The organism is Glutamicibacter sp. MNS18 (genome assembly GCF_026107515.2).
Classification (GTDB): domain Bacteria; phylum Actinomycetota; class Actinomycetes; order Actinomycetales; family Micrococcaceae; genus Glutamicibacter.
The window spans coordinates 445,003-464,201 of record NZ_JAPCHW010000001.1 but is presented as its reverse complement, the minus strand read 5'-3'; the positions used below and the strand labels follow the sequence as shown (position 1 = coordinate 464,201).

General features: G+C 65.4%; 21 protein-coding genes. 11 read left to right on the top strand and 10 right to left on the bottom strand.

All coding sequences use genetic code 11. The features are described from left to right. Positions 1-40 precede the first annotated feature (40 nt). Positions 41-1,096, bottom strand: a complete 1,056-nt coding sequence (gene hemE, locus OK351_RS02325; RefSeq protein ID WP_265155719.1) for a uroporphyrinogen decarboxylase — start codon at positions 1,094-1,096, stop codon at positions 41-43. A gap of 192 nt (positions 1,097-1,288) precedes the next feature. Between hemE and OK351_RS02320 the strand changes: the two genes are divergently transcribed. The 6 genes from OK351_RS02320 (at position 1,289) to OK351_RS02295 (ending at position 8,081) form a co-directional block, all read left to right on the top strand. After that, a complete protein-coding gene (locus tag OK351_RS02320) occupies positions 1,289-2,629 on the top strand; it encodes a glutamyl-tRNA reductase (RefSeq protein WP_265155718.1) in 1,341 nt (446 codons plus the stop codon). Between the two features lie 159 nt (positions 2,630-2,788). After that, complete coding sequence (locus OK351_RS02315; RefSeq protein WP_265155717.1) at positions 2,789-3,412, top strand: TetR/AcrR family transcriptional regulator; 624 nt, start codon at positions 2,789-2,791, stop codon at positions 3,410-3,412. Positions 3,413-3,497: 85 nt separating this feature from the next. Then, the gene (locus OK351_RS02310) at positions 3,498-3,719 is read left to right on the top strand and encodes a DUF3107 domain-containing protein (RefSeq protein ID WP_265155716.1); all 222 of its coding nucleotides are present in this window, start codon (positions 3,498-3,500) and stop codon (positions 3,717-3,719) included. Between the two features lie 123 nt (positions 3,720-3,842). Further along, the gene (locus OK351_RS02305; protein ID WP_265155715.1) at positions 3,843-5,315 is read left to right on the top strand and encodes an RNB domain-containing ribonuclease; all 1,473 of its coding nucleotides are present in this window, start codon (positions 3,843-3,845) and stop codon (positions 5,313-5,315) included. A gap of 249 nt (positions 5,316-5,564) precedes the next feature. Continuing rightward, complete coding sequence (locus tag OK351_RS02300; RefSeq protein WP_265155714.1) at positions 5,565-7,118, top strand: DEAD/DEAH box helicase; 1,554 nt, start codon at positions 5,565-5,567, stop codon at positions 7,116-7,118. Between the two features lie 69 nt (positions 7,119-7,187). Continuing rightward, positions 7,188-8,081 (top strand): DNA-methyltransferase, encoded by an 894-nt coding sequence (locus OK351_RS02295; protein ID WP_265155792.1) that lies wholly within the window; start codon positions 7,188-7,190, stop codon positions 8,079-8,081. Here OK351_RS02295 and OK351_RS02290 read toward each other — a convergent pair. Beyond that, entirely contained in the window at positions 8,036-8,881 is an 846-nt protein-coding gene (locus OK351_RS02290; protein WP_265155713.1) for a PHP domain-containing protein, read from the bottom strand. The genes OK351_RS02295 and OK351_RS02290 overlap by 46 nt on opposite strands. Before the next feature lie 65 nt (positions 8,882-8,946). Here OK351_RS02290 and OK351_RS02285 point away from each other — a divergent pair, with 65 nt between their 5' ends. Further along, entirely contained in the window at positions 8,947-10,491 is a 1,545-nt protein-coding gene (locus tag OK351_RS02285; protein WP_265155712.1) for an aminopeptidase P family protein, read from the top strand. 93 nt (positions 10,492-10,584) lie between these two features. On the opposite strand, the gene OK351_RS02280 is transcribed toward OK351_RS02285, so the two are convergent. The 3 genes from OK351_RS02280 to OK351_RS02270 form a co-directional block, all read right to left on the bottom strand. Then, positions 10,585-10,827, bottom strand: coding sequence for a hypothetical protein (locus tag OK351_RS02280; protein WP_265155711.1), 243 nt, complete (start codon positions 10,825-10,827; stop codon positions 10,585-10,587). A 120-nt stretch (positions 10,828-10,947) separates the two neighbouring features. Further along, positions 10,948-11,346, bottom strand: coding sequence for a hypothetical protein (locus tag OK351_RS02275; protein WP_265155710.1), 399 nt, complete (start codon positions 11,344-11,346; stop codon positions 10,948-10,950). 87 nt (positions 11,347-11,433) lie between these two features. Beyond that, on the bottom strand, positions 11,434-12,288 hold the full coding sequence (locus OK351_RS02270; protein WP_265155709.1) for a YflT domain-containing protein: 855 nt from the start codon (positions 12,286-12,288) through the stop codon (positions 11,434-11,436). A 161-nt stretch (positions 12,289-12,449) separates the two neighbouring features. Here OK351_RS02270 and OK351_RS02265 point away from each other — a divergent pair, with 161 nt between their 5' ends. The 3 genes from OK351_RS02265 to OK351_RS02255 are packed head-to-tail and all read left to right on the top strand — an operon-like array spanning position 12,450 to position 15,447. After that, the gene (locus tag OK351_RS02265) at positions 12,450-13,700 is read left to right on the top strand and encodes a magnesium transporter MgtE N-terminal domain-containing protein (protein WP_265155708.1); all 1,251 of its coding nucleotides are present in this window, start codon (positions 12,450-12,452) and stop codon (positions 13,698-13,700) included. 35 nt (positions 13,701-13,735) lie between these two features. Continuing rightward, complete coding sequence (locus OK351_RS02260; protein WP_265155707.1) at positions 13,736-14,347, top strand: DUF1003 domain-containing protein; 612 nt, start codon at positions 13,736-13,738, stop codon at positions 14,345-14,347. Next, a complete protein-coding gene (locus OK351_RS02255; protein WP_265155706.1) occupies positions 14,344-15,447 on the top strand; it encodes an Mrp/NBP35 family ATP-binding protein in 1,104 nt (367 codons plus the stop codon). Before OK351_RS02260 ends, OK351_RS02255 begins: the two co-directional genes overlap by 4 nt. A gap of 14 nt (positions 15,448-15,461) precedes the next feature. On the opposite strand, the gene OK351_RS02250 is transcribed toward OK351_RS02255, so the two are convergent. Both OK351_RS02250 and sigE read right to left on the bottom strand, forming a co-directional pair. Further along, a complete protein-coding gene (locus OK351_RS02250; protein WP_265155791.1) occupies positions 15,462-15,845 on the bottom strand; it encodes a sec-independent translocase in 384 nt (127 codons plus the stop codon). An 80-nt stretch (positions 15,846-15,925) separates the two neighbouring features. Next, entirely contained in the window at positions 15,926-16,543 is a 618-nt protein-coding gene (gene sigE, locus OK351_RS02245; protein WP_265155705.1) for an RNA polymerase sigma factor SigE, read from the bottom strand. A 140-nt stretch (positions 16,544-16,683) separates the two neighbouring features. Here sigE and OK351_RS02240 point away from each other — a divergent pair, with 140 nt between their 5' ends. Next, positions 16,684-17,328: an O-methyltransferase gene (locus OK351_RS02240; RefSeq protein WP_265155704.1), complete on the top strand. Its 645-nt coding sequence runs from the start codon at positions 16,684-16,686 to the stop codon at positions 17,326-17,328. Between the two features lie 129 nt (positions 17,329-17,457). Here the strand turns inward: OK351_RS02240 and OK351_RS02235 are convergent, their stop codons facing one another. The 3 genes from OK351_RS02235 to OK351_RS02225 all read right to left on the bottom strand — a co-directional run bounded on the left by OK351_RS02235 (position 17,458) and on the right by OK351_RS02225 (position 18,800). Continuing rightward, positions 17,458-17,625 (bottom strand): DUF3117 domain-containing protein, encoded by a 168-nt coding sequence (locus tag OK351_RS02235; protein ID WP_265155703.1) that lies wholly within the window; start codon positions 17,623-17,625, stop codon positions 17,458-17,460. Between the two features lie 132 nt (positions 17,626-17,757). After that, positions 17,758-18,105: a DivIVA domain-containing protein gene (locus tag OK351_RS02230; protein ID WP_265155702.1), complete on the bottom strand. Its 348-nt coding sequence runs from the start codon at positions 18,103-18,105 to the stop codon at positions 17,758-17,760. Beyond that, the gene (locus tag OK351_RS02225) at positions 18,105-18,800 is read right to left on the bottom strand and encodes an LOG family protein (RefSeq protein ID WP_265155790.1); all 696 of its coding nucleotides are present in this window, start codon (positions 18,798-18,800) and stop codon (positions 18,105-18,107) included. Before OK351_RS02225 ends, OK351_RS02230 begins: the two co-directional genes overlap by 1 nt. Between the last annotated feature and the right edge of the window lie 399 nt (positions 18,801-19,199).

The window sequence follows — 19,199 nt, the reverse complement described above, 5'->3', positions numbered from 1 at the left end:
CCGGCCCGCTGGCCCTGCCACCAGCTTAGCCCTGCGCGTTCTAGAGCGAATGGATCAGTTCCACCACGCGGGTAAGCACCGCGGGGTCGGTATGCGGCGGCACCCCGTGACCCAGATTGAATACATGCGACCGGGCTTTGGCACCCCGGGCGGCCACATCGCGCACATGGGCCTCGAGCACCTCCCACGGGGCTTCGAGCAGTGCCGGGTCGATATTGCCTTGCAGCGTGATGTCCTGCCCCAGCCGTTCGGCGGCCACATCCAACGGGATCCGGTAGTCGATGCCCATGGCGTCCACCCCCACATCGCGCATCGCGGTCAGCAGCTCGCCGGTACCGGTACCGAAGTGGATCAGCGGCACCCCCGTATCGCGCACGTGGTCCAGGGTACGCACCGAGGCCGGGGCGACGAACTTCCGGTAATCGGCCAGTGGAAGCGAGCCGGCCCAGGAGTCGAAGAGCTGGGCGGCGGAGGCCCCGGCGTCGACCTGGGCGCGCAGGAACTTGCCCGAGGCGTCCGCGGCCCAGTCCATCAGGGCCTTCCAGGTGTCCGGGTCCGAATGCATCATGGTGCGCGGGCCCAGGTGGTCGCGGCTCGGCTTGCCTTCGACCATGTAGGCGGCCACTGTGTACGGGGCGCCGGCGAAACCGATCAACGGGGTGGTGCCCAGTTCGGCCACGGTCAGTGCCACGGCCTCGCGGATCGGGTCCAGGGACTCATCGGTCATTTCCGGTAGGGCGGCAACCTGCTGCGCGGTACGGATCGGCTCGGTGAGCACCGGACCCACCCCGGGGACGATGTCCACGCCGATCCCGGCCAGGCGCAACGGGATCACGATATCGGAGAAGAAGATCCCGGCATCGACCTTGTGCCGGCGCACCGGCTGCAGGGTGATTTCGCTGGCCATTTTCGGATCCAGGCAGGAATCGAGCATGGTGGTGCCTTCGCGCAGTTCGCGGTATTCGGGCAGCGAGCGCCCGGCTTGGCGCATGAACCACACCGGGGTGTGGCTCGGGGTGCCGCCGGTCAATGCGGCGATCAGGGCGGAGTTACTCGTACGTCCATCAACCAGAGGATGGTCTGCAGGCAGGGTCATGACCCCAATTCTGCCAAGTCTTGACCCGAAATGCCTACCCGATCCGGTGAGCCCGATCACTTGGTGAGCAACATTACTTCTACATACCGTCGAAAAACCTCTACAACTCGTCGAAATCGCGGTGGAAATGCGTCGAAGGAAGGTTCACCTTCGTTGTCCAAAGACGTAATTCGGGCCTATTCTTGGGTCACTGTGGTTTACCTATCTCTTGTTGCCTCGCATTCGCAGCTCGACCTGGAGACCGTGGCCCACCTGAGTGCCTCGGCCGGCGAGCTGGCGACAGCGTCCCTTAAATCCGCGTCCCTGTCCGTCAATGGCACCGTGGTGCTCGCGACCTGCAACCGCTTCGAGGTCTACGCCGATGTGACCTCCCCGTTGACCGCCGCCACCGAACTGGTCGAGCAGCTGGCCGACACCAGCGGCATTCCCGCGCACCTGCTGGAAAGCAAACTGCTGCGTTTCGAGGGCCGCGCGGTAATCGACCACCTGTTCTCGGTCGGCGCCGGGCTGGAGAGCGCCGTGGTCGGCGAACGCGAGATCGCCGGACAGGTGCGCCGTGCCCTGGCCGAGGCCCAGACCCAGAAGACCACCACCGGGAACCTCACCCGCTTATTCGAAACCGCCACCCGCACCGCCAAGGACGTCGGGTCGCAGACCGCCCTCGGTTCCCAGGGCAAGTCCGTGGTCTCCGTGGCCCTGGACCTGGCCGATGACCTGATGAGCGCCAGTCGTGACTGGTCCGAGCAGGAAGTGGTGCTCTTCGGCACCGGGGCCTACGCCGGCGCCACCCTGGCCCTGTTGCGCGAACGCGGTGTGCGGCATATCAAGGTGTACTCCACCTCCGGGCGTGCCGAGGACTTCGCATCCAAACGCGATGTCAGCCCCATCGCCGAAGGCGAGCTGGACCAGGCCCTGCGCCAGGCCGATGTAATCATCGGTTGCAGTGGCAACGGCACCACGCTGACCCGTGAACGGCTGACCACCCTGCGGGTGCGCAACCACCCGTTGATCGCCATCGACATGGCGCTCACCCACGATTTCGACCCCCGGCTGGCCGAACTGCCGGATGTCGAGCTGATCACCCTGGAGTCGGTGCGGATGGCCGCCCCGGATGAGCAGGCGCTGGCCGTCTACGAGGCCAAGAAGATCGTGGCCCGCTCCGCCGACGAATTCGACGCCCTGCAGCGTGAACGCGAAGCGGACCACGCCATTGTGGCCCTGCGCCGGCACACCCAGCAGGTGCTGGAAGCCGAAGTCGCCAAGGTGCGCTCCCAGCATGGTTGCACCTCCGCCGCCGACGAGGTCGAACTGGCCATGCGCCGGATGATGCGCCAGCTGCTGCATGTGCCCACGGTCCGTGCCCGCGAACTGGCGGCCCAGGGCCGTGCCGGGGACTATATCAGCGCCCTGGAAACCATGTACGGACTTGAGGTTTCGACCCCGGCCCCCGCCCGGCAGACCGCCGCGGATCCGGAGAAGAAGGCCCCGGCCCCCGCCAGCTGCCCCATGGACCTGGATTCACGCAGCGCCTAACCCCACGGGCACCCACGCCGCTTCACACCACTGGTCACAGCGGAAATGGACACTTTTGCGTCGCAACGTGGAATACTACACACAATGAGGCCGTCCCGAGGGTGATCCCACCGAAGGGAATCGCGGTCCTCGTCGGGTCAACACGGTGAAAGGCACACCATGTCGGGAATCGAAGAACGCAAGGGCACACGCACCCAACGACTACCGCGCGAAGCCCGACGTCGCCAACTGCTCTCCGCCGCCCACCAGGTCTTCGTGGCCCACGGCTACCATGGCGCGTCCATGGATGAAATCGCGGAAGTGGCCGCGGTCTCCAAACCTGTGCTGTACCAGCACTTCCCCGGCAAACGCGAACTCTACCTGGCGCTACTGGACTCGCATCTGGCCGAATTCTCGGACCTGCTCGGCCAGGCCATCGCCTCCTCGGACGACAACCGCGAACGCGTCTACAACACCATCGACACCTATTACCGCTACATCCGGCGCGAATCGCAGGCCTACCGGCTGATCTTCGAATCCGATGTGCTCTCCGACCCGCTGATCGCCGAACGGATCGAACAGTTCAACGCCCAGCTGGCCGAGGCGATCGCCGAGGTCGTGGTGGCGGACACGCAGCTGAACGAGGCGGAAGGCAAATTGCTGGGCCGTGCGCTGGCCGGGCTCTCGCAGGTTTCGGCCCGCTACTGGGCCACCACCGATGACGGGGTGTCCCAGCGCACCGCCGTGGAGCTGATTTCGCTTTTAGCTTGGCGCGGAATTGCGCGGTTCCCGAAGGAAAACTAGCTAGATTTGGTTCTAGGTCCACCACGCGCCGTCAACGGTGCGTGCACCGGGCAGTTACCGAATCTTCGAGAGGATCATCAGCTTTATGGAAATCCGTATTGGCATCCAGAACGTCGCCCGCGAAGTAGTCCTTGAATCAGAACAGGACAATGCGGCCATCACCGAGCTGGTCACCAAGGCCCTGAACGATGGCGGGCAGCTGCGCCTGACCGACGCCAAGGGCCGGGAGGTCATCGTTCCTGCCGCCGGAATCGCCTATGTGGAAGTCGGCCCGGACCAGGTCCGCCGCGTGGGCTTCGCCCAGTAGAACTCCCTGCCAGGTGGCCTGCCGCAGCTCGCGGCAGGCCACCTGCGCCGTTAACACCGCGGCACCCTGTCGCAGCCGGCCGGTTGTGCCGTGCACCACATGCCCGGTTATGATTTTCCCGTGGTGGATCGACGGATAAAATTCCGGACCCCGGCTCCCGCGGCCGGTCTGGAAGCAATGCTGGAACAGCTGGAAAGCGAGTTCAGGCTTCCCGGCGACTTCACCGAGCCGGTTATGGCCGCGGCCCGGCAATCCCTGCAGGCCCTGCCCCCGGCACCGGCGGATCACACCCATCTGCCTTTCTTCACCCTGGACCCGGCCACCTCCACCGATCTGGACCAGGCCATGTTCCTTCAGAACACGGCGCGTGGTTTCCGCGTGTACTACGCCATTGCCGATGTACCGGCCATCGTGCCCTTGGGCTCGACGCTGGATGAGGTCACCAGGGCCCGCGGGCAGACATACTACCTGCCGCATCGCCGGATCGGCTTGCATCCGAGCATCATCAGCGAGGACCACGGTTCGCTGTTGCCCGGCGCCACCCGGCGGGCCTTCATCTGGATCATGGATCTGGATCCCGAGGGCGCGCTGGAGAACATCGCCCTGGAACGATCCAGCATCCGTTCCCGGGCCAAGCTCGACTACCCCACGGCCCAGGAGGCCCTGGACCGGCAGCACGCCAGTGAGCAGCTGCGGCTGCTGCGCCGCATCGGGTTGCTGCGCATCCACCAGGAGCAGCTGCGCCACGGCGCGTCGCTGAACCTTCCCGAACAGGAAGTGCAGGTCGATAGCCGCGGCAACTACCAGCTGCGCTCCCGCTTCCCGCTGCCCGTGGAGGACTACAACGCCCAGATCTCCCTGCTCACCGGCATCGCCGCAGCCCAGCTGATGATCGGGGCCGGAGTGGGGATCCTGCGCACCATGCCGCAACCGGGTCCCCGGGAGCTGGAGGAGTTCCGCATGCACAGCCGGATCCTGGGCCATCCGTGGGATGCGGGCAGCAGCTACGGGCAGTTCCTGCGCACCCTGGATATCAGCCGCCCGGCCGAGCTGGTGCTGATGCACCGCGCCGCTGCGCTCTTCCGCGGGGCGGACTACTCGGTGATCAACGGCCAGCCCGCCAACGAGCTGCTCCAGGCCGCGCTGGCGGCACCCTACACGCATGCCACCGCGCCGCTGCGCCGGCTGGTGGACCGGTTCGTGCTGCTCACCTGCCACCTGATCGTCACCGGCCAGCGGATCCCGTCGACCCTGCACCAGGCACTGGAGGAACTGCCCGCCCTGATGCGCGCCAGTTCCACCGAGGCGTCCCGGGTGTCCAAGGCCAGCATCGACCTGATCGAGGCGTGGGTCATGCGGCACCGGGTGGGACAGGAGTTCCAGGCGGTCGTCTTGCGCCCCGAAGCGGCCGCCAACGGGCAGGGAACGGAGCGTCCGGGACTGGTGCAGCTGCTGGACGAGGCGGTCACCGGTTCCTTCCGCGGGCCGGCCGAGGCGGCGTCCCTGGTCCGGGTACGCCTGACCCGCGCCGACCCGCAAAAGCGCACCTGCGAGTTCGAACAGGTGGCAATCATGGTCACACCTCAAGCCACCTGAGCCCAAAACCCGTTATGCTTGGGCATACGCAAGATATTCAGGATGCCCGGTCGCACCGCGCTAAACGACAATGAACAGTTTTCGTGGTGACTTCCCAGCGGTCACCATCCCCCACACCGCGTGCCGGTGCTGGTGTATGACGCGATCGGCTCCGCTGGACCGCGTTCCATAGCGCACAACCTCCGGCCGCCTCGGCGCCCGGGAGCTGCCTAGAGCGGAACGCCAACGTGAAACGAGAATACGACTATCGTGACTGACACGACCATCCAGGACGCCACGGCGGTTCCTGAAGAAGAACCCAAGACCTTCGCCGACTTCGCAGTCCGCGCGGACATTGTCGCCTCCCTCTCCGAAGCCGGCATCGTCCATCCCTTCCCCATCCAGTCGCTGACCCTGCCGGTCGCGCTGGCCGGCAACGACATCATCGGCCAGGCCAAGACCGGCACCGGCAAGACCCTGGGCTTCGGCATCCCGGCCCTGCAACGCGTGATCCGCGAATCCGATGAGGGCTACGACCGGCTGGAGTTCCCCGGCGCCCCGCAGGCCCTGATCGTGGCCCCGACCCGTGAACTGGCCCTGCAGGTCTCCGCGGACCTGGCGCAGGCCTCGCGCCACGCCGGGGTCCGGGTGACCACCATCTACGGCGGCCGCCCCTACGAGGAGCAGATCGCAGCGCTGAAGGCCGGCACCGACGTGATCGTCGGCACCCCGGGCCGGCTGATCGACCTGAACCGCCAGCGTGTGCTGAACCTGAAGCAGATCGCCACCGTGGTGCTCGACGAAGCCGACGAGATGCTGGACCTGGGCTTCCTGCCCGATGTCGAACGCATCCTGGCCGCCCTGCCTCCGGTACGCCAGGCCATGCTGTTCTCCGCCACCATGCCCGGCCCGGTCATCACCATGGCTCGGCGATACATGTCCCGCCCGATGCATATCCGTGCCGCGGACCCGGGTGACGACTCGATCACCAAACGCAATATCCGCCAGTTGGTGTACCGGGCCCACAACCTGGACAAGGACGAGATGGTGGCCCGCATGCTGCAGGCCGAGGGCCGCGGCAAGACCATCATCTTCACGCAGACCAAGCGTTCGGCCGCGAAGCTGGCCGACGAGCTGGTGGACCGCGGCTTCAACGCCGGTTCGCTGCACGGCGACCTGGGCCAGGGAGCCCGCGAACAGGCGCTGAAGGCCTTCCGCGCCGGCAAGGTGGACATCCTGGTCGCCACCGATGTGGCCGCCCGCGGTATCGACGTGGATGATGTCACCCACGTGGTGAACCTGCAGTGCCCGGATGACGAGAACACCTACCTGCACCGGGTGGGCCGTACCGGCCGTGCCGGCAACACCGGTATCGCGGTGACCTTCGTGGACTGGGATTCGGTGCCACGCTGGTCGTTGATCAACAAGGCGCTGGGCCTGAACGTGCCCGAACCGGTGGAAACCTACTCCTCCTCACCGCATTTCTTCGCCGACCTGGATATCCCGGCCGGCACCAAGGGACGGTTGCCGCGGGTCAGGAAGGCCACCGCCGAGGACGCCGGCGAACGCCGCGCACCACGTGCCGAGCGCACCCCGAACCCCAACCGCAACCGCAAGCGCACCCGGCGCACCGGCCAGGACGACACCCCGGTGGCCATGGACGGGGCCGACCGGCACGGCCACTCCAAGGGCAAGCAGGACCGCCCCAGCCGGGAAACCGAACGCCACCGCGAAACCCATCCGGCCGGCGATAGCGGCACCCCGCGCCGCCGGCGCACCCGTCGCCGCACCCGCAGCCAGGATGCCGGCGGACAGCAGGACTAGGTTCGCCCCTGACGGGTCGGCATGATGTTGGAAGGAAACGAAAAGTACGTGACAAGTCCGCTGTTCGACATGGGTCCGGCGATGTTCGACCCGCAGGGGCCGAACACCGTGGCCCACGGGGAGAACCTCGAGATCCTGGCGGCAATGCCCGACGCCTCCTTCACCCTCATCTACGTCGACCCGCCGTTCAACACCGGGCGCAAACAGACCCGGGCGGCGCGCACCATGGTGCGCGCCGCGACCGGGGAAGGCGACAGGGTGGGTTTCAAGGGACTGGAGTACGTCACCGAATTGGGGCAGGCCCGCTCCTACCACGATTCCTTCGACGACTACCTGAGCTTCATCGCCCCCAGGCTGCATGAGGCCTACCGGCTGCTGGCCGAAGACGGCACCCTGTACGTACACCTGGACTACCGCGAAGTGCACTATGTGAAGGTGCTGCTCGACGAGATCTTCGGGCGCGACTGCTTCCTGAACGAGCTCATCTGGGCCTACGACTACGGGGCCCGGGCCAAAAGCCGCTGGCCGGCCAAGCACGACACCATCCTGGTGTATGTCAAGGACCCGAAGAAGTACCACTTCGATTCGGCCGAGGTCGACCGCGAACCCTATATGGCCCCGGGCCTGGTCACCCCGGAAAAACGCGAGCGCGGCAAACTGCCCACCGACGTCTGGTGGCATACCATCGTCTCACCGACCGGCAAGGAGAAAACCGGGTACCCCACGCAAAAGCCCGAGGGGATCCTGCGCCGGATCATCACAGCCTCCTCGCGCCCCGGCGACTGGGTGCTGGACTTCTTCGCCGGATCCGGGACCACCGGCGCAGTGGCCGCCAAGCTCGGACGGAAATTCGTGCTAATCGACCAGAACACCGAGGCGATCGAGGTGATGCGCCACCGGCTGGATGCGCAGACCCGTTACATCGAGGCGAACGACCCGGTCCCCTCGGACACGATGCGCTGAAGCATCACCGGATCGGTGCTGTTCTCCCCCAACCGGTTCGGCTTACCCGACCCGTGGTAGTCCGAGGACCCGGTCACGATCAGGTCATGGCGTTCGGCCAGGCCGGACAGGAACCGGCGTCCGGCCGCCGAATTATCCCGATGGTGGATCTCCACCCCGGCCAAACCGGCCTCGATCAGCTCCTCAAAATCCTCCGGGGGCACCACCCGGCCGCGAGCCGAGGCCATCGGGTGGGCGAATACCGGCACCCCTCCGGCCTCACGGACCAGGCGCACCGCATCCACCGGGTTCACCGCCGGGTGCGACACGTAGTAGCGTGATCGCGCCGAGAGCATGCTGGCGAACGCCTCATCACGGTTGATCACCACCCCGGCACTGACCAGTGCGTCGGCGATATGCGGGCGGCCCACGGTGCTGCCCGGCTGGGTGTGCTCCTGCACCAGCTCCCAGCTGATCGGGAAATCCTCGGACAACAGCCCCACTATGCGCTGTGCCCGGCTCTCCCGGGCGGTGCGGGTGACCTTCAGCTCATCCAGCAGCGGCTGGTAGTGCGGGTTGTGCAGGTAACTGAGCAGGTGCACACTGATACCCTGGCGCGAGTGGCAGGTGATTTCCATCCCCGGAACGAACCCGATCCCCAGTCGCTGCGCCGCGGCGCGCGCCTGCTCCCACCCTGTGGTCTGGTCGTGATCGGTCAATGCCAGCACATCCACCCCGGCACCGGCTGCCGCCATCATCAGGTCGGCCGGGCTCTCGGTACCGTCCGAGATATTCGAGTGGGTGTGCAGGTCGATCAACATGGCAATAGACTATCGCCTCGCCCACGGCTTTGTGCGCAGGCCGTGGCAGGTGACAGTATTGGATCATGACCACTGAAGCATCGACACCCGGTAACGATCAACCCATCCAAGATCGAGTCAACAACCGCTCGCAGCGACCCACTTCGCGGGCATTCCAGGAATTCATGGCCTCCAGCTGGGCCCCGGACACCTCCGCCCTGCCCGACGCCGATCCGGCCGCCGGCTACGCGGCAGCACGCCGCCAGGCCCTCTCCGCCCGGTTCCCCGGCGAACGGCTGGTGATCCCGGCCGGTCCGCTGAAGGTACGCAGCAACGACACCGATTACCGGTTCCGCCCGCATTCGGCCTTTGCCCACCTGACCGGTCTGGGAGTGGATCACGAACCGGATGCGGTACTGATCCTGGAACCCACAGACGAAGGGGCCGGAGATCAAGGCGGCAACCACGCCGCCACCTTGTACTTCGCTCCCATGGCCGGCCGTGACTCCACCGAGTTCTACCTGAACTCCCGCTCCGGCGAATTCTGGATCGGCCCCCGCCCCACCCTGTCGACCATGTCCGCCCGCACCGGCATGCCCACCGAGGGGCTGGAGCAACTGGAAACGGCCATCACCAAGAACTCGGGTCCGCAGGCCCTGGGTGGCATCCGTATCCGGCTAGTGCGCGAGGTGGACCTGAACGTCGAGGCCCTGGTCGACACCTCCCGTATCAACACCGGGCAGGACCTGGAAGCCAGCGATGCGCTGGATAACGAACTGGCCGAGTTCGTCTCCGAGCTGCGCCTGGTCAAGGACGAGTACGAGATCGCCGAACTGCAGGGCTCGGTGGACGCCACCATCGCCGGGTTCGAGGACGTGGTGCGCCAGCTGGATGCGGCGATCGCCCACGAACGCGGCGAACGCATTGTGGAAGGCGCCTTCTTCGCGCGGGCCCGCGCCGAAGGCAACGAGTTGGGCTACGACACCATCGCCGCCAGCGGCAACAACGCCACCATCCTGCACTGGATCCGCAACAACGGCACCGTACGCGAGGGCGAAGTGCTGCTGCTGGACGCCGGAGTGGAAGCCGAATCGCTGTACACCGCGGATATCACCCGTTCACTGCCGGTCTCCGGGAGATTCACCCCGATCCAGCGCAAGATCTACCAGGCCGTGCTCGACGCCGCCGATGCGGCCTTCGCCGCGGTGAAGCCCGGGCTGAAGTTCCGCGACCTGCACCAGATCGCCACCCGGGTACTGGCCGAGAACCTCGATGCCTGGGGCCTGCTGCCGGTTCCGCTGGAGGAGGCGCTCTCCCCCGAAGGCCAGCACCACCGACGTTGGATGCCGCACGGCACCAGCCACCATCTGGGGCTGGACGTGCACGACTGCGCCCAGGCACGTGCGGACCTGTACCTGGATGCCCAGCTCGAGGAGGGCATGGTCTTCACCATCGAACCGGGCCTCTACTTCAAGGCCGAGGACCTGGCGATCCCCGAGGAGTACCGCGGCATCGGGGTGCGTATCGAGGATGACATCCTGGTCACCGCGGATGGCGCGGTGAACCTCTCCGCGGCACTGCCCCGCGACCCGGATGCGGTGGAAGCCTGGATGGCCAAGCTGCGCGGCTGATCCCTCGGTTTAAAAGGCCAAGGGCCAGGGCCGCGGATTCATTTCCGTGGCCCTGGCCCTTGTCGTCCATGGCAGCAAGCGTCTGGCCTGCCACTACCCTTTGAGCAGGCTGGAGTCCTTCAATCCGAGCAACAGGTCGATCCGGGGGTCGTTGGCATCGCCCAACCGTCGATTCAGCCCGTCAACCGTTTGCGCCTGGGATACCAGCTGTTTGTATTCTGCCAGTCGAAGCGGCTTGCTCAGATTCCGGCCATCGGCACTGCGGATCACATAGTGGTTCTTGTCGACCGCCACCAAGATTACCTTGAGGTCGGACTTGTCCGCTGGTTTGCCCATGATCAGCCCACCTCGCCTTCGTCTTCTTCTCCCATGCTACCGAATTTCAGCACCGGAAGAAGGAAAAAATCCTCAGGGAGATCCGCCCTTCAATCGTCAACTCATTAAACGCATTGCGGATCACGGAAGCTTCCGTATTCCCGATCTTCCAGCGTGACTTGTTCGATTTTTCGTTGCCTTCAACTCTGCCCGGCTGGCATGTTCGAGCGGCTCTCCGGGAACCAGGGCCTGTAAAATCGCCACCGCAGTGCGCCGCATCAGCTGGTGTTCGTGCCTCGTTAGCTCCAGCGCGTACTGCTCCCGCTTCCACCACTGGTCGGCATGTTCCACTCTCACCCGTAGCCGGAACGTCCACAGGCCGATGAAAGCTACCGTCGATGCCACTATCAAGGCAAGAAATGGGGTGAACACCGGAAGGTATTCCCGCGCCACCTCCATACCTGGGGTCATCCACTGCCAGATACCATCGAGGAATCCTAGAACCGCCTCGACCCAGTCCCAGAGGTTCATGTACGCCATGCGGATATCATAATCCGCACCGCCGACAGCTCAGGGAACCAGATCCTGCCATCAGGACCTGCCGTATGACTCCCTATGCGTGGAATATCATCGGGAGGTCCCGGAACGATCCTGTTCGTCCTGCTCCCCGGCGGGTTCCGCAGCCGGCTGCTGGTTGGTGGATGCGGTCACCTTGGGCTCCTCATCGGCCACCGGAGCGTTTGCCGGCCCGCCGGATGTGTCGGTCTGCGGCTGTTCGGCCGTGCCGGGTGTTTCCGCCGGAGCCGCCGGGGTGACACGCACGCCGTAGCGCGGGCGCCCGTCGGGAAGATCCGGGAAGCTGCCGCTGGGGGTGTTCTGCTCCTCCTGGCCTGCCGGTTCCTGCTGCTGGGGTGTGCCCGGGGCGGCGGGGGTTGCGGGATCCACCGGTGTGGTGGCGGCCGGACCGGCCGGCGGCTGTTGCACCGGCGGGGTGGCGACCGGTGCCTGCGCGGCCACCTGGCCCGGATGCATCGGCAGTTTCGAGGCCAGCGAACGGGCGGCCTGCGCATTGGAGAAGTCGACCACCACGTCGTAGCTGGTGGCCACGAACTGGCTAGAGGAGGCGAAGTCGCGCTTGCCGCGGCGCATCGAGTAGCTGATGACCCCGGCGATCATCCATATCGCCATACCCAGGCCGATGGCCGAGAGGATCTGGTACACCCCGCTGCCGGGGCTGAACAGGGATAACAGCAGCCCCACGAAGAAACCCATCATGGCGCCCTGGGCGGCACCGGCCAAGGCCACCTTCGGGTAGGAGAGCTTGGCCGTCACCCGCTCCACGGTGCGCAGGTCGTTGCCCACGATGGTCACCGAAGCGACAGGGAAGTCATTGTCGGCCAGGTAGTCGACAAGTTTCTGGGCATCGAGGTACGAGGTGTAGCGGCCGAGCAGTTCACCACGAGGCAAACCGCTGGCGCTCATTGATTTTGCTCCAAGCGGCGAGGTCATACATATATTGTGCCCTCATTTGCTGTGTACTGCCCCATATCGGGCCCGGCTATCGCTGAGGGTGAAAGACCTGGGCGGTCATCTGAGGTGTAGCTGACAGTATTCAGGCAGCTGCGCGCGATACGCTTGGAGGCGTGAGCACTACACCTTCGAAGATCTTTGTCGCCCGCCTGCTCGGGTTGGACGTATTCGACCCGCTGGGCGACCGGCTGGGCCGGTTGCGTGATGTCGTGGTGGTCTCCCGTGGCCCGAACAAGCCCTCATCCTGTGTCGGCGTGGTCGTCGAAGTGCCCGGTAAACGCCGCGTCTTCGTGCCAATGACCCGCATCCAGAGCATGGAATCGAACCAGGTGATCTGTTCCGGGCTGGTGAACATGCGTCGTTTCCAGCAGCGCGGCGCCGAGACCCTGGTCGCCGCGGAGATCTTCGACCGCAAGATGCTCTTCCGCGACGGCTCGGGCAGCGGAGTGGTCGAGGACGTGGGACTTGCCCAGACGCGGATGGGTGACTGGGTGGTCAACGAGTACTTCGTCCAGCGTGGCGAACCGGGCAGCAGCCTGCTGGGCCTGCGCCGCACCAAACGCCACCGGGTGCTGGTCTCCTGGGACCAGATCAGCCAGGCCGGGCAGCATGAGCCGCAATCGGCCGATACGTTCGTCGCGGCCCACGATGAGATGAAGGCCGCGGACTTCGCCGATGCGCTCCATGAGATGAACGAGAAGCGCCGCCTGGAAATCGCCGCCCACCTGCAGGATGACCGGTTGGCCGATGTGCTCCAGGAGCTGCCCGACCGTGAGCAGGTGCAGATCCTCTCGGCCCTGGGACTGGAGCGCGCCGCGGACGTGCTGGAGGAGATGGACCCGGATGACGCGGCCGACCTGCTCGGCGAGCTGAACGACGATACCAAGAGCCAGCTGCTGGATCTGATGAACCAGGAGGAGGCCGATGACGTACGCCGCCTGCTAGCCTACCCGGAAGGGACCGCCGGTTCGGTGATGACCCCGGTACCGGTGATCCTGACCCCCGAATCCACGGTGGCCGAGGCACTGGCCTCGGTACGCCGCGAGGAGCTGTCCCCCGCGCTGGCCTCCGCGGTGTATGTGGTGCGTCCCCCGTTGGAAACCCCCACCGGCAAGTACCTCGGGGCCGTGCACATCCAGGCGCTGCTACGTGCCGCACCCCCGGAACCGCTCGGGGACATCCTGGACAAGGAACTGGAACCGATCTCGGATATCGCCCCGATCGCCGAAGTGGTGCGCCATCTGGCCACCTACAACCTCACCTCGCTGGGCGTGGTCAATTCCGAAGGTCGGCTGGTCGGGGCGATCACCGTAGATGACGTCCTGGACCACCTGCTGCCCGAGGACTGGCGCAGCCAGGACTAAACTTTTGTACGACACAGACCAAAGGAGCAGCACGAATGCCCGAGCAGCGTAAAACCGGCGGCCTGGACACCCCATTGTCGGCCCGTGCCCGGCTCTTCCCCCGGTTCAACCCGAATCCCGACGCCTTCGGTTCCTCCACCGAGAAGTTCGCCCGTTTCATGGGCACCCCGCAATTCCTGGTCTACATGACGATCTTCTGCATCTTCTGGCTGGCCTGGAACACCTGGGCCCCGGAAGGCTGGCGCTTCGACTCCGCCGCACTGGGATTCACCGCGCTGACCCTGATGCTCTCGCTGCAGGCTTCCTACGCGGCCCCGTTGCTGCTGCTGGCCCAGAACCGGCAGGACGACCGCGACCGCGTGTCGTTGAGCGAGGACCGCAGCCGGGCCGAACGCAACCTCTACGACACCGAGTACCTCACCCGGGAACTGGCCAGCCTGCGCCTGGCGATGCAGGATGTGGCCACCCGCGACTACGTGCGCTCCGAACTGCGCAATGTGCTCGAGGAATTGCTCGAGACAGCCGACGGCGAGGAACTGCACCTGCGGGCCAAGAACCCACGCCGGAAATCCGGCCAACCGGCCACCGGGCTGATCCCGCAGGTCGACCCCAATCCCACCCAGCACGGCACCCAAGGCGGCAAGTGAGCACCCCCGAGATCCTGAAGCAGGCGTTGTCCACGGTCATCGACCCGGAACTACGCCGCCCCATCACCGAACTGAACATGGTCGAATCGGCCACCATGGACGGCGGCACGGCCGTGGTCAAGGTGCTGCTGACCATTGCCGGGTGCCCCCTGCGCTCCACGATCGAGGCCGACGTGCACCGGGCCGTGGCCGGGCTGGACGGGGTGGACGCGGTCCAGGTGCAGCTGGGAGTGATGAGCCCGGAACAGCGCCAGGCGCTGCGCGACTCGCTGGCCAGCCGGCGCACCCCATTCTCCGACCCGCAGTCCCTGACCCGCGTGATCGCGGTGGCCAGCGGCAAGGGCGGAGTGGGAAAGAGCTCGATCACGGTGAACCTGGCCGCGGCCATGGCCACCCAGGGGCTGAAGGTGGGTCTGATCGATGCCGATGTGCACGGTTTCTCCATCCCCGCCCTGATGGGGATCACGCAGAACCCCACCCGGGTCGATGACATGATCCTGCCGCCGGTGGCCCACGGGGTGAAGGTGATCTCCATCGGCATGTTCCTGGACAGCAACCAGCCGGTGATCTGGCGCGGGCCGATGCTGCACCGGGCACTGGAGCAGTTCCTCTCCGACGTCTACTTCGGCGACCTGGATATCCTGCTGCTGGATCTTCCCCCGGGCACCGGGGATATCGCGATCTCGGTCTCGCAGCTGCTGCCCAATTCCGAGCTGCTGGTGATCACCACCCCGCAGTCCACCGCCACGCAGGTGGCCGAACGGGCTGGAACCATCGCCTTGCAAACTAAGCAGAAGGTGATCGGCGTGGTGGAGAACATGAGCTTCCTGCGCCTGCCCGATGGGTCGCGGATGGAGATCTTCGGCTCCGGCGGAGGGCAGATCCTCAGCACCTCATTGGCCGGACAGCTCGGGTACCCGACCCCGCTCATGGCGCAGATCCCGTTGGAGGAGACGCTGCGCAGCGGTTCGGATTCCGGGGTGCCGGTGGTGCTCACCGCACCGGACAGTGCGGTGGGCCAGGCGTTGACCGAGTTGGCCGCGCAACTGACCCGGCGTCCGCGCGGCTTGTCAGGCAAGTCGTTGCCGTTGAGTCTCTAGCTCGCCGGTAGCCCTCAGGTGGCCTCGGTGTCAAAAGGGGCGGCCTCGTCCGGTGCCAGTCGTTCGGTGAGAACCGGGGTGACGGATTTGCGCACCGGCGGGGCTGGAACCGCCGGGGACTTGGCGGCCTTGACGGCCTCGTCGAACTCGTCAACCAGGGCTTCCTTGATGATCCGGCGCGGATCGTATTGGCGCGGGTCAAGCTTGCTCCAGTCCATATCGGCAACCTCGTCACCGACTTCCTCGCGCAGTTGTTCGCGGGCACCGTTGGCCATCCGGCGCAGTTCCTTGACCAGATTCGCCAGCTTTTTGGCATACTCCGGCAGCTTCTCCGGGCCCAGGATGACCACTGCGAGAATGGCGAGAATGATGAACTCGCCGCCGTTGATACCTAAGATCTCCACGCTAAAAGATTACCCTGTCTGCCACCGATGTTCTAAGCGCGGCGCCCGGGCGGGCGAGCCTGCGCTGTATGGCGCTACCCTGCCGAGGGCAGGATCTTGCCGGCAATGCGGGGCAGCGATACGGTCAGCGGGGCCTTGCTGTTGGCCGGATCGCGGTGTGCCAGCGCGTCACGCAGCATGGCCCGTCCGCGGTGGATCCGGGAACGCACGGTGCCCAGCTTGATGCCCAGAACCCGGGACACCTCTTCGTAGGAATACCCTTCCAGGTCGCAGAGCACGATCGCGGCACGGAAGTCCGGGGCCAGCGCCTTGAGCGCCTCCTGCACATCGATGTCGAGGTTGTTGAATTCGAATCCGCGTTCCGGACCTGTCAGGGTGCCCACGATCCGCTCCTCGGCATCCTCGGCGAACCGGTCGAAACGGATCCTGGAGCGCCGGCGCGCGGAATCCAGGAACAGGTTCGTGGTGATCCGGTGCAGCCAGCCACCCAAGGTGCCCGGGGTGTACTGGTCAAGGGCCTTGAAGGCGCGGACAAAGGCCTCCTGCGACAGGTCCTCGGCATCCTGGCGGTTACCGGTCAGCCGGTAGGCCAGACGGTAAATCCGGTCGCCGTGTTCCCGCACCAGTTCATCCCACGTCGGGGTCAGATCCACCGGGGCGGTGCCAACTACTTGACTCTGCGTATCACTCACGTCTACTAGTCTGCCGCCTTCAGCTGAGCGGAAGCTAAGAATCCTCTGCATCGCCGCCCCCAGTTAGGCCTCCCGCACCACACCGGCAAAGGGCGATAACATGGACGATGGCCGCTACTAACGATTGAGGAACAGATCCCATGCCTACGCTGAATACCGAGCTGTTCGCCAGCTGGGCCCACGCCCAGAACTCCGTGACCGAAGACGAGGTCCTGGAGCATGCTCGCCAGCGGGCCCGGGAACTGGGGGTGCGCACGATCGATCCGGCCGGCCGCTCGCTGCTGGAACTGATCTGCATGCTCTACCGACCGCGTAGCGTGGTGCAGATCGGCGCCGGGGTGGGTGTCTCCTCGCTGGCCATCCTTCGCGGCATGGGAGGCACCGGGACCCTGACGGCCATTGAAAGCGATCTGGAGCATGTCAGTGCGCTGCGCGAGGCCCTACGCGAGGACCGGATCCTCGGGGCCCGGGCACGGATCATCACCGAACGGGCGGCCACCGTCCTGGGTCGGCTGACCGACGGGGCCTACGACATGGTGCTCTTCGATGCGGGCCATGGGAACCTGCTGGACTATGTGGCCGAGGCCAAACGCCTGATCGGCACCCGCGGCATGATCGTGATCGGCAACGCCTTCGACGAGCACCGGCTGGCCAAGCCGGCGGTGCGCAAACCCTCCACGGTGGCGATGCGCGATGCCATGCGGATGCTGCGCGAAGACCCGAAGATGCTCTGCCACCTGCTGCCCACCGAACAGGGACTGTTCATCGCCAGCAACACGCCCTAGCCGCACCAGAGACGGCACAGCGCGCCGCGGGCGGTGCCGGGTGTTCCGGGTGTTCCGGGTGTTCCGGGTGTTCCGGGTGTTCCGGGATAAATGGTAAAGGGCCGGCAGAAGCCGGCCCTTTACGTAGTCCTATTCGGTGACGTCCACGAGACAGTTGCGCAACTCGGCAGCCTCGGCCGCATTCAGCTCGACCACCAGGCGACCGCCGCCGTCAATCGGCAGGCGTAGGATCAAGCTTCGACCTTCCTTGGTGACTTCCATTGGCCCATCACCGGTGCGTGGCTTCATCGCCGCCATGTAAGTTGTTCCCTTCGTCAGTGACCGCAGCGCATTTCTCCCCATTGGGATTCGTGCACACGGTCATCCTTACGCCCGTTCAATCAGCTGGGATTACCTAGTTGATTTGGAGACTCTTAGTCACCATTATTCCTAATTTTCGCTCGTGTCGCTAATCACACGCCGTGATTCGATGTCACGAATCTTATTTTCCAGCTCTTCGATCCGCCCGGCGAGCCGGTCCAGGACGTCATCGACCTGATCACAGCGGTAACCGCGCAGGCCGATGGAGAACCTTACGGCGTCCACATCGGCGCGTGAGGGCTGGACAGGCAGGAGGACCGGCGGCAGCGAGGCCTCGGGCTCGATCAGGCCGCTGACCGGTTCGCGCGGTACCGAAAAGTGCTTGCCCACCGGTTGCGCCGGTTTCCTGAGCATGGTCAGGAAGAAGGCCGCGGCAGCGCAAATCAGGAGGGCCAGGGCTATGAGCATAAATGGCATTACTGCCCTTTCGCGTCGGTCGCTGCCCGGGAATCCATCAGGGCGCTGATCACGATATCCACCGCTTCATCCGGATCGTCCGTGACCGTGAACAGGTTCAGGTCCTTCGGCGAGATGCACCGCTCCTCGGCCACAACCCGGGTCAGCCATTCGACCATGCCACCCCAGTATTCACTGCCGAGCAGGACGATCGGGAACCCGGTGATCTTCTCGGTCTGGACCAGGGTCAACGCCTCGAAGAGCTCATCGAGGGTGCCGAACCCGCCAGGCAGGACGATGAACCCCTGGGAGTACTTGACGAACATGGTCTTACGCACGAAGAAGTAGCGGAAGTTGATGCCCTTGTTGACCCACTGGTTCAGCCCGGTCTCAAAGGGCAGCTCGATACCCAGCCCCACCGAGACCCCTCCGGCGTCACTGGCCCCCTTGTTGGCAGCGGCCATGATACCCGGGCCGCCTCCGGTGATGGTGATCAGTCCGGCCTCGGCCAGGCGCTGGCCGATGCGCACGGCCTGCTCGTAGTAGGGGCTGTCTTCGCTGGTACGCGCCGAACCGAACACGGAAACCGCCGGACTGATCCCGGCTAGCGCACCGAATCCCGACACGAACTCACTTTGTATCCGAAGGACACGCCAGACATCATTATGTGTGAAGTCTTCCTGCGGGCCGGAGAGCAGATACCGGTCCAGCTGCATGCCCGGGGTCTTGCCCGGCCACGACGCCTCGACGTGGATCTTCCCCCCGGCCTGCGCGTTCTCTTCACTCTTTCGCTTTGGAGCCATGTTTTTACTCTAACGGCTGGGTAGCCTGCCGGGGCCGAAGCACCCTGCCCGATTAGAAAACGTTTTGGCATCATTCACGGTTCCCGCCACAATATGTCCTTGCAGATCAACTCCCGGATCCCGGCTCTACGGCACCCCCATCGACCCGGATGGGGGCGCTCCGGTGCCGGGTTGACAAGTGCCGGAGGCAAAGACACGCCCGGAATTCCCGCAGGATCCCGCGGAATCCGCCCGGGCCGCGCGAAGTGTGCCGGCGACGGTCGCACAATACTTGAATCGGAAAACTTTCGCCATGTCAAGCCGGATTCTTTG